We start from the raw sequence: 9,932 nt of genomic DNA, 5'->3' as shown, positions 1-9,932 counted from the left end.
ATGCTCGGCAGGGGGTATCGGTAAAGCGACTGCCGAGCATGGCTCGGCACTACAAAAAAAAAAGCCCGGCATTGCCGGGCTTCTTCTTTGATCGTCGCGCATCCTTACTTGAACAGCGTGTCCGGGTATTCCGGCTTCTGCTCACGGGCCAGCAGCTGCTGCAGGCCTTCGGAGGGGCTCAGTTCGCCGTGCAGTACCGACTGCACCGCCTTGGAGATCGGCAGGTCGATGCCGTGGCGATCGGCCTGACGCATGACTTCATCGGCGGTCTGCACCGATTCCACCACCTGGCCGATTTCCTTCACAGCATCCGGCAGGCTCTGGCCGCGGCCGAGTGCCAGACCCAGACGGCGGTTGCGCGACAGGTCGCCGGTGCTGGTCAGCACCAGATCGCCCAGACCAGCCAGGCCCATCAGGGTTTCCGGCTTGCCACCAATGGCCGCTGCCAGCCGCAGCATCTCGTTGAGGCCACGGGTGATCAGGCCGGCACGGGCGTTCAGGCCCAGCTGCATGCCATCGGCCACGCCGGTGGCCACCGCCAGCACGTTCTTCATCGCCCCGCCCAGCTCGGCGCCGACCATGTCGTCGCCGGTATAGGCGCGGAATGCCGGGCCGTGCATCGCATCGGCCACCTGCTGGGCGAATGCCTCGTCATCACCGTGCACGGTAATGGCGGTGGGCAGGCCCAGGGTGACTTCCTTGGCGAAGGACGGGCCGGTGACGACGGCCAACGGCACGTCCGGGCCCAGCACTTCACGCGCTACTTCATGCAGGAAACGGCCCGAGCCGGGCTCGAAGCCCTTGGTTGCCCAGGCCACGCCTGCCCCGGCCGGCCGCAGCGGCGCCAGCGCGCGCACGGTTTCAGCAAAGGCATGCGAAGGCACCACCACCAGGATCCAGGCCGCACCTTCAACGGTGGCAGCCAGGTCGGTGCTGGCGCGCAGGGATTCTGGCAAGGGAATCCCCGGCAGATACCGGGGATTCTCATGACGCTGATCAATCGCCTCGACTACCGCTGCATCACGTCCCCACAGCACGGTCCGGGAACCGTGCCGGGCCAACAGGGTGGCCAGCGCGGTGCCCCAGGAGCCCGCGCCAAGAACGGCGATCTTTTCCGCGTCGTTCGTACTCATACTGGAACGCAGACGCCGATCAGGCGTTGCCAGCCGGCTCGGAGTCGGCCAGCGAGGCTTCGCCCTGCTGCTGACGCTGACGCAGGGTCTCGGCGTACAGGCCTTCGAAGTTGATCGGCTGCAGGTAGAACGGCGGGAAGCCGCCGGCCTGGATCAGGTCCGACACCATCGAACGCACGTACGGGAACAGGATGTTCGGGCACTGGGTGCCGAGCAGCACGTCGATCGCCTGCGGTTCCAGGCCGATCAGGCCGAACACGCCAGCCTGCTCAACTTCGGCCACATAGGCGGTCTTGTCACCGGCCTTGCAGGTCAGGGTCACGCCCAGCACCACTTCGAAAGCGGTTTCCGACAGGCGCTGCACCTTCTGGTTCAGGTTCAGCTGCAGGTCCGGCTGCACGTTCTCGTTGAAGATGACCGGGGAGTTCGGCGACTCGAACGAAACGTCCTTGACGTAGATCTTCTCGATGGTGAAAGCCGGGCCGTTGGCGGATTCGTCGGCCGGGACTACGCCGTTGGTGTTCTCTTCGGACATTGCTCAAGACTCCAGAACAGATTGTTCATTGAATGGGATTAGTACAAGACCAGCGATGGGGGCGGTTCTTCCCCTACACAAGCCCTTGCTGAAAATTTGCTGACTCAGTTGCGGCCCTTGACCAGCAACAGGTCTGCCGCCTGCCATGCCGGCAGGCCGCCGTCGAGCACGTAAACCTGCTCGTAACCGGCTTTTTTCAGTGCTTTGGCGGCCGTAGCCGAGGCATTGCCGGTACGGCACAGCAGCACCACCGGGCTCTGCTTGGCGTTGGCCAGCAGTTTGTGCGCGGGGGTCAACTGCGCCGGCTGCACATTGCGGCTACCGGCAATATGGCCCTTCTCGAAGTCGGCAGCGGCCGACAGATCGATCACGGTCGCACCGCCGGCATTGATCATATGGGTCAATTCGGACGGCTTGAGCGATTTGTAGCCGCGGAACAGGCGTGCGACCTCGGTGGCGATGATGGCCACGGTCAGGCCGGCCAGGGCCAGCGACAGCATCGGATTTCGGCCGGCGAAGGCCAGCAACTCTTCGTAATTCACTCAGGTCACGGGTCGATAAGCGGGCAGGGATTGTCGCACAGCCGGTGAAAATGCAGCCAATGCCTCATTGGCCCTGCCAAAGATCCGGCAAACCGGCGGCCTGCCACCAGCGCTTGGCTTCCGGGTCCCAACGCCAGCGCTCATTCACCATGACCAGACGTTCGGCCTGGGTATTGCGGTTGATCACGCCCATTTCGACCCGCCGCTCGATGCTGCCATCGGCCCCCACACCGGCCGAACGCTCACGGTAGCTGGACACCTGCAGCTGCCGGTAGCGCTCGCGCTGCAGGTCGGTCAGCGGGTGCTGCTGCAGGTACAGCGGGTCGATGAAGCCTTCCGCCTTCTCGAAGTCGCCCCAGCGCACCGCCGCCACATAGGCATCCTGGGTGGGCACCAGCTTGTTGCGCTGCGACCGGCTCGGCCCTTCCGCCTGCACGCCGCCGGCGACCAGCAACAGGGCGATGACAACGGACTGGAACAGGTTTCGGTACATGCAGACCCCCTTCGGTGATGGCCGATCTTAGCCTTTGCCGAGGGCGACGAAGCGTCCCTCGAACTCGGCCGCGCCGCCCTCGATCGCCGCGCGTACCGTCACCCGGGCACGGCCGCGCTTGGTGAACAGGGTCAGGAAGTCGTCCCAGTCCTGTTCCGGTGCCAGCCGCGCGGTCGCCAGCAGATCGCCGTACACCGGCGCGCGGTAGCGGATGCTGCTGTCGGCCACGTAGACCTCGGCCTGTTTGCCGGCCAGTCCAAGGCGCATGCTGACCAGCGCCCACCCCGACAGGGTCATCACCGAGGCCAGGCTGCCGCCAAAGGCATTGCCCTTGTCGTTGACGTTGACGTCCAACGGCGCCTGCATGCGCAGCACGCCGTTGTCGTAACCGGCGATGCGGATTCCCATCGCCGCAACCGGCGGCATTGCCACGAGCGTGTGCTGGAGCTGTTCCAGCAACACGGTTTCATCAATATGTTCGGACATGAAATCGGACGAAAAACGGAAAGCGCCCGCATAATGCATGGAATGAACCGCCCCGCCTATGTGCCAGCCGACACGGTCTGGCATCTCATCTCGATGCGCCCGCAAGGGCAGCACGACACCTTGCGCAGCGCCGCTGCGCGTTTGGGTGCACGTACCGTGGCGTTGTCGCCCTGGCGCCTGCAGATGCGTACCGATGAGGCAACGCGCGAGCAGCTGGCGGCAGCACGCACCTGCGACCGGCTGGTGTTCACCAGCCCTGCCGCTGCCGAAGCCGCTGCACGCCTGTTGCCCTTGGCCGAGCTGCGTGCCGGCAGCGTGGTCGCCGTGGGCGAAGGCACGGCGCGCGCCTTGCGCCGGCGTGGCGCGGTGAACGTGCACGCCCCGACCCGGATGGACAGCGAGGGACTGCTGGCCCTGCCTGCCATGCAGCACCTGCAGGGACTGCGTGTGGCCCTGGTCACTGCTCCCGGCGGTCGCGGCGTGATTGCCGCACAGGTACGCGAACGCGGTGCCACCCTGCAGCGGATCGATGTCTACGAGCGGCTGCCATTGCCGGTCAGCAAGGCCACCATCGCCCGCTTGCAGGCACTGCCGCAGCCGTATGTCGTGGCGATCAGCAGTGGCGAGGCACTGCAGACGGTGCTGCCCTACCTGCCGCCAGCGTTGCTGCAGCAATGGCAGGACGCTGTAGCGGTCGCCGCCAGCGCACGCCTGGCCACGCTTGCGGCCGAACTTGGTTTCCGCAACATCAGCGTTGCCGCCGGGCCCTTGCCCGGGCAATTGGCCAGCGCCGCCCACGCAGCGGTTTTCCCGGCCGCAGGCTGAGTGCACGCGCAGAGGCGACTTGCAGGCCTGCAGCGCGCGGGCGATGCTTTGCCGGCACCAACAGCGTGGTCACCCTTGTGTCGTGGCCATGCCCGCCAAGGATGTTGCCCCCGATGAATGAAGACGTCGCACCCGCTCAACCGCGCCGCCCGCTGCGCTGGCTCCTGCCGCTGATCGCCATCGCCGCGCTGGGCGCGGCCGGCTGGTTTGGCTGGCACAGCTGGCAGACCCGCCAGCAGCAGGCAGCGCTGGCCCGCGACAGTGCCAGTCAGCAGTTGAGCGCCTTGCAACAGGGGCTGGAAGCCCTGCGCCGCGACCAGCGCGCCAACGCCCGCAGCATCCAGGATGCCGCCGCCACCAACCGCGTGCTGCGCGATGAAGTGCTGGGGCTGAGCCAGCGCAATGCGCTGCTGGAAGAAAACCTCGCCCAACTGGCCGACAGTTCACGCCAAGGCGCGCAGGCCGTGCGCCGCGAAGAGGCGGAACTGCTGCTCAACCAGGCCCAGCAACGGCTGACCTTTGCCGGTGACCTGGACGGCGCCCGTCGCCTGTATGCATTGGCCGCCAACGCACTGGAAGGCATCGACAGCCCCGACTACCTCAACCTGCGCCAGGCGCTGATCCAGGAGCGCAATGCGCTGGATGCGTTGGGCCCGGGCGTACGCGCCCGCACCGCTGCCCAGCTCGAGCAGTGGTCCAGCGAACTGGAACGCCTGCCCGAGCACCTGCAGCTGCCCGCCGACACCCGGCAGCCATGGTGGCAGCAGATGCTGTCGCCGCTGGTGCAGATCCGCCCGGCCGACGGCAAGGTACTGGTTGCCCGTTCCGAGCGCATCGCCGCCAATGACTCGCTGCAGATCGAGCTGAGCCTGGCCCGCGCCGCCCTTGAGCGCGGTGATGACAAGGCCTGGCAGCAGGCACTGGACCGTGCCGACGGGTGGCTGCAGCGGCTGTGGCCGGATTCACCGCAACGCCAGCAGCGCCGCAACGAACTGCGACAGATGCGTGGCGTGGAACTGCGCCCCAACCTGCCCGAACTCGGCAGCACCCTGCAGCAACTGCGCAACACGCGCGCCGCCAAGGACGCACCATGAAGGCTTTCCGTTCCCTGCTGCTGGTCCTGCTGGTCGCCGCCATCGGCATCTTCGGCGCGCAATGGCTGGGCCAGGATTCGGTACGCGCCCTGGGCGAAGTCATCGTCCGCGCCGGCGACCATGATTACATCGCCACCTTGCCGCAGGCCGCACTGGCGGTACTGATCGCCGCACTGCTGGTTTGGCTGCTGTGGTCACTGATCAGCACACCGTTCCGGGCCTGGGCCCGGCACCGCCGCAAGCAGGGGCGCGCGCGCCTGATCGATGGCCTGCAGGCACTGGACAACGGCCAATGGCAACGCGCCGAGAAACTGCTGCAGAGCGCTGCGACCGAGAAAGCCGTACGCCCCATCGCCCTGGTTGCGGCCATGCGCGCAGCCGAAGCACGCGAGGACAACAGCAGCGCCGGCCAACATCTGCAACAGCTGGCCGAAGCCGACCCACACCTGCACGCCCTGCACAGCGCCGAGCGCTGGCTGCAGCTGGACAAGCCACTGGAAGCGATCAACGCGCTGGACCTGCCTGCCCTGCAGCCGCTGCCGCCGCGCGGCCTGTGGCTGCGTACCGAGGCATTGCAGCGCGCCGGTCGCGCCGAAGAGGCTTACGGCCAGCTCGGCGCGCTGCGCCAGCAGCAGGTGTTGCCACCGAACGCTGTTGCCGAACTGGAAACCACGCTCGCCCTGCAGATGCTCGACGAGGCCAGCGACGTCAATACGCTGGCTGCACGCTGGGAAGTGCTGCCCAAATCACTGCGGGTCAGCGCGCAGGCGGTGGCCCACTACGCACAGCGCGCGGTCGCCCTGAACTGGACCGACGTTGCCCTGCGCAGCATCGAACAGACCCTGGACAGCCATTGGGATGAAGCCCTGGTCGCCTTGTACACGCAGCTGCCGGTGGAGAAATTCGATTCGCGCCGCGCCAGTGCACAACGCTGGCTGCAGTCGCATCCCAACAGCCCTGCTTTGCTGCTGGGTCTGGCCCGTCTGGCCGTTGGCCAGGGCCAATGGTCGCAGGCCGAGGAATTCCTGCACAGGGCCATCGCCCAGGATGCCGGCGCCGACGCCTGGGAGGCCCTGGGCGAGGTGTTTGCCGCACAGGATGAGCAGGCGCTGGCCAGCCAGTGCCTGCTCAATGCGGTGCGCCAGCGCCGCGGCCAGCCCGTACAGTCGATCCAACGCCGCAACCTGCACCAGCAGATCCAGGACCAGGCGGTGGCTGAAGAACGCGATGCGCATGGCTTCCCGCGTTTGCCGGGCTGAGTCTCTGCAAGCCCACCCTCGACGCTTTTCGTAACGAGCCGTAATGAACATACCCCCGGACATCCATGCGCGCGTGGTCGCGTTGACCGACGCCATCCTCAACGCCTGCGAAGATGGCGAAGAAGAGGCCAGTGCATCGCTGTATGCACAGCTGCACGCCTACTGCGATTCAATCGCGGCTGCAGGCCGCGACCATCCCTTCCTCTGGGAAACGCTGGCCGACTTCACCGGCGATGACCATGTCGCCATCGCGCACTACAAGCACGCACTGATGCTTGCCAACGCAGCGCAGGCGATCAACTACGAAGCTTCGATCGGCCTGGCACTGGCCGAACGTCTTTCCAACCTGGGCGATGTCGCCGCCGCCCAGGACCATGCACGGCGCGCAGATGCACTGGCGCAACGTACGGACGACTTGCCACTGCGCCAGGCCATCAGCCAGTTCCTGCTGGACCACTCACAGACGCACAGCGAAGACTGACCGCTCCACGCCGGCACGCATATGCGCGCCGGCGTGATTGCGGCCGTCAGCTAGTCACGGCGATAGGGATAGCGCGGCAGACGCGCCAGAAACGCCGTGGATACGCCGCGATATACCGCCAGGTTCACATCGATCTTCCTGGGCTTGAGTATCTGCATGCCGATCAGGCCCCACAGCAGCATCACCAGGAACGTCAGTATCCCCAGGCCGACCACCCATCCACTGTCGAACAGGAAACAGCCAAACAGCGGTACCGCCGAGCACCACGCCATCAGCATGAAATTCAGCCGCCGCTTGCGATGCGCCGAACACAGGCCGACGTTGTGCACCGCCGTCTTGCGCACCGCCAGTGCGGCAATCAGATAGACCAGGAAGTGCAGCAGGATCAGCAGGTACATCCACGGCGAATGCCAGTAGAACTTGCGCTGGCGGTACTCCAGCGCCGGCTTCCCGCATTTGACGCAGTAGCGCGGCAGATCGCTATGCGGCAACGCCAGCAGCTCGTCACCATCGCGCCAACAAGTACTGTTGTCCGGGCTGCTGTTGGCCAGCGGTGGCGGCAAGGCCTCCGGCGCCGCATATGGGTTGAACTCATCCATTCATTGCATCCCCTGTGAAATTCCAGCGGGCCGCCTCCCGAGCGACCCGCACCTGCGCCGTTGGCGTGGCAGTGAAGTATGCGGCAAGCCCGCTCCCTGGAACGTGGCCCGCGAAACCCTCAAGTCGCCGGGATTTTCCCGCTTGTACCGCTCAGCGCTTGGCCGATGGCGAATCCGCGTCACTGGCAGCGGCGGCATCTGCGGCCGCTGCAGCCGCATCTGCCGCGACCCGGACCATGGCTTCCGCGGCCTCTCGCGAAACAGGTCCTGCTGCCGTCTCCTTGGCCGGTGGTGGTGCATTCGCGTCCACCGCCATCGTGTTGACCGCGCTTCTGTCCGCGATCAGCTGCAACTGCTGTGCAATTTCGGCAATGTACTGGCGACGCGCATGCTCGTGATCCGGGCCGGTCAGCAATCGTCCAGGCAGCGGCTGCAGGCGCTCGAAGCGCGTCCGTGCCGCGTCGAAACGGGATAGCCTGCGCTCCCATTCGCCCAGCAGCATCTGGCAATACAGCCATGCTTCATCCTGATCGGCGGCGGCACGCGCATCCGGACATTGCTGCGCGACGGCCGCCGACGCGGCCTGTACATAGCGCGGATACTGCCCGGGCGAGGCCTGCCAGGTGGCACGCTGCAGGACTCCGGCACGGTCCCGCAACGGCGCATCGACCGCTTCGAACAAGCGCGCCAGCATCCAATAGCTGGTTTCGTGGCCACGCATACGCTGGTAGTCGTCACTTTCGACCACGGCGGTCAGGCGCTTGATCTCGTCAGCGCTGTAATCGTCCTTGTAGATGACGAAACCATTGCCCGGGCAGGACACCAGTGGCCACGGCGATTGGATGGCGCCATGCAGGCGTCCGTCGAGGAAGTGGCCGAAGGCCGTGCCCGAGCCCATTTCCTCCGCGCTGAAACGCTCGCCGCCGATCGGGCAGACGTGCTCCACTTTCATGAAGGTCATGGCAGCGGCAGGCGCCGCCACACCTGACAACAGCACGGCCAAACCAATCGCGATGCGCTTCATGCCCTACCCCCGTCCTTTGGTGAGCAGACAATAGGGGGGCCGGGCCGGGCCCTGCAAGGGCCCTGTAGTGCCGACCCATGATCGGCAAGGGGCATTGCCGGGAACGCCCCTGCCGACCATGGGTCGGCACTACAAACGGCGCATCAACGCTCGACGATGGCGACCACGCCCATGCCGCCGGCGGTGCAGATCGATACCAGCGCACGACCGCCACCGCGGGCAGCCAATTCCTTGGCCACGGTGCCGATGATGCGGGCGCCGGTGGCGGCGAACGGGTGGCCGGTGGCCAGCGAAGAGCCCAGCGGGTTGATCTTGGCCGGGTCGATGCGGCCCAGCGCTGCATCCAGGCCCAGGCGGTTGCGGCAGTAGTCCTCGCTTTCCCAGGCGCTCAGCGTGCACAGCACCTGCGCGGCGAAGGCTTCGTGGATTTCATAGATATCGAAATCCTGCAGGGTCAGGCCATTGCGCTTGAGCATTTCCGGCACGGCAGTGGTCGGCGCCATCAGCAGGCCTTCGCCATGCACGAAGTCCACTGCCGAAACCTGCGAATCACGCAAATAGGCCAGCGGCTCGTGACCGTGTGCACGTGCCCATTCCTCGCTGGCCAGCAGCACTGCAGCGGCGCCGTCGGTCAACGGGGTGGAGTTGGCGGCGGTCAGGGTGCCGCGGCCAGAGGCCTTGTCGAAGGCCGGCTTCAAGGTGGCCAGCTTTTCCAGCGAGGTATCCGGACGCAGGATGTTGTCGCGCTCGACGCCGCGGAACGGCGCGATCAGGTCACTGAAGAAACCGCGCTCGTAAGCGGCAGCCAGCTTCTTGTGCGAAGACACCGCCCAGGCGTCCTGTGCTTCACGCGAGATGTTCCATTCCTTGGCCATGTCCTCGCAATGGTCGCCCATGCTCTTGCCGGTACGCGGCTCGGCCACGCCCGGGAACTCGGGCTTGAGCTCGGAGAACTTGAAGCCCTTGAGCAGGGTGCGGATCTTGTCGCCGGTGCTCTTGGCGCGGTTGGCCGCCAGCAGGCGCGCGCGCAGCTTCTTGCCGTAGACGATCGGCACATCGGAGGTGGTATCGGAACCACCGCCGATGCCGGATTCGATCTGCCCCAGGGCGATCTTGTTGGCAACGGTGATGATGCTGTCCAGCGAGGTACCACAGGCACGTTGCAGGGTGATGCCCGGGGTCAGCGGCGACAGCCCGGACGACAGTGCAGCCTCGCGGCCCAGGTTCCAGTCACTGGGATGCTTGATCACCGCGCCCATCGCCACTTCGCCCAACTGCTGGCCATGCAGGCCGAACCGTTCAACAAGCGCCCCAAGCGTACGGACCGACATGCCGAGGTTGCCAACGTCCGAATAAGCGGTGTTCTGACGGCAGAACGGAATGCGGACACCACCGAGGATGGCGACGGGTCGAGCGCTGGGCATGCGGGTACCTGACATGGGAAAGAGTGTTCAAAGTGGC

The 9,932-nt window shown here is 66.0% G+C and carries 12 protein-coding genes; 4 read left to right on the top strand and 8 right to left on the bottom strand.

Going from position 1 to position 9,932, the window contains the following annotated elements:
- Positions 1-104: 104 nt before the first annotated feature.
- From AC1VXC_RS05830 to AC1VXC_RS05810, 5 genes are all read right to left on the bottom strand, one after another.
- Positions 105-1,133: an NAD(P)H-dependent glycerol-3-phosphate dehydrogenase gene (locus AC1VXC_RS05830; protein WP_313174540.1), complete on the bottom strand. Its 1,029-nt coding sequence runs from the start codon at positions 1,131-1,133 to the stop codon at positions 105-107.
- Between the two features lie 19 nt (positions 1,134-1,152).
- Positions 1,153-1,668 carry a protein-export chaperone SecB gene (gene secB / locus AC1VXC_RS05825; RefSeq protein WP_313174538.1) on the bottom strand — a complete coding sequence of 172 codons (516 nt, stop codon included), beginning with the start codon at positions 1,666-1,668 and terminating at the stop codon, positions 1,153-1,155.
- 104 nt (positions 1,669-1,772) lie between these two features.
- Complete coding sequence (locus AC1VXC_RS05820; protein WP_313174536.1) at positions 1,773-2,210, bottom strand: rhodanese-like domain-containing protein; 438 nt, start codon at positions 2,208-2,210, stop codon at positions 1,773-1,775.
- A 64-nt stretch (positions 2,211-2,274) separates the two neighbouring features.
- Positions 2,275-2,703 carry a hypothetical protein gene (locus AC1VXC_RS05815; RefSeq protein WP_313174534.1) on the bottom strand — a complete coding sequence of 143 codons (429 nt, stop codon included), beginning with the start codon at positions 2,701-2,703 and terminating at the stop codon, positions 2,275-2,277.
- Between the two features lie 27 nt (positions 2,704-2,730).
- Positions 2,731-3,189 carry a YiiD C-terminal domain-containing protein gene (locus AC1VXC_RS05810; protein WP_313174533.1) on the bottom strand — a complete coding sequence of 153 codons (459 nt, stop codon included), beginning with the start codon at positions 3,187-3,189 and terminating at the stop codon, positions 2,731-2,733.
- Positions 3,190-3,231: 42 nt separating this feature from the next.
- Between AC1VXC_RS05810 and AC1VXC_RS05805 the strand changes: the two genes are divergently transcribed.
- The 4 genes from AC1VXC_RS05805 (at position 3,232) to AC1VXC_RS05790 (ending at position 6,848) form a co-directional block, all read left to right on the top strand.
- Entirely contained in the window at positions 3,232-4,014 is a 783-nt protein-coding gene (locus AC1VXC_RS05805; protein WP_481539863.1) for a uroporphyrinogen-III synthase, read from the top strand.
- A 113-nt stretch (positions 4,015-4,127) separates the two neighbouring features.
- Positions 4,128-5,108 carry a uroporphyrinogen-III C-methyltransferase gene (locus AC1VXC_RS05800; RefSeq protein ID WP_481528643.1) on the top strand — a complete coding sequence of 327 codons (981 nt, stop codon included), beginning with the start codon at positions 4,128-4,130 and terminating at the stop codon, positions 5,106-5,108.
- Positions 5,105-6,367, top strand: a complete 1,263-nt coding sequence (locus AC1VXC_RS05795; RefSeq protein WP_313174528.1) for a heme biosynthesis protein HemY — start codon at positions 5,105-5,107, stop codon at positions 6,365-6,367. Before AC1VXC_RS05800 ends, AC1VXC_RS05795 begins: the two co-directional genes overlap by 4 nt.
- Positions 6,368-6,410: 43 nt before the next feature.
- On the top strand, positions 6,411-6,848 hold the full coding sequence (locus AC1VXC_RS05790; RefSeq protein ID WP_313174527.1) for a hypothetical protein: 438 nt from the start codon (positions 6,411-6,413) through the stop codon (positions 6,846-6,848).
- A 50-nt stretch (positions 6,849-6,898) separates the two neighbouring features.
- Here AC1VXC_RS05790 and AC1VXC_RS05785 read toward each other — a convergent pair whose 3' ends face one another.
- The 3 genes from AC1VXC_RS05785 to AC1VXC_RS05775 all read right to left on the bottom strand — a co-directional run bounded on the left by AC1VXC_RS05785 (position 6,899) and on the right by AC1VXC_RS05775 (position 9,910).
- On the bottom strand, positions 6,899-7,447 hold the full coding sequence (locus AC1VXC_RS05785; RefSeq protein ID WP_481539864.1) for a hypothetical protein: 549 nt from the start codon (positions 7,445-7,447) through the stop codon (positions 6,899-6,901).
- 151 nt (positions 7,448-7,598) lie between these two features.
- Entirely contained in the window at positions 7,599-8,471 is an 873-nt protein-coding gene (locus tag AC1VXC_RS05780) for a hypothetical protein (protein WP_313174523.1), read from the bottom strand.
- 143 nt (positions 8,472-8,614) lie between these two features.
- Positions 8,615-9,910 (bottom strand): acetyl-CoA C-acetyltransferase, encoded by a 1,296-nt coding sequence (locus AC1VXC_RS05775; RefSeq protein WP_313493881.1) that lies wholly within the window; start codon positions 9,908-9,910, stop codon positions 8,615-8,617.
- Positions 9,911-9,932: the final 22 nt, after the last annotated feature.

Source organism: Stenotrophomonas sp. STEN033 (genome assembly GCF_056856655.1).
This window is presented reverse-complemented; position numbering and strand designations above follow the sequence as displayed.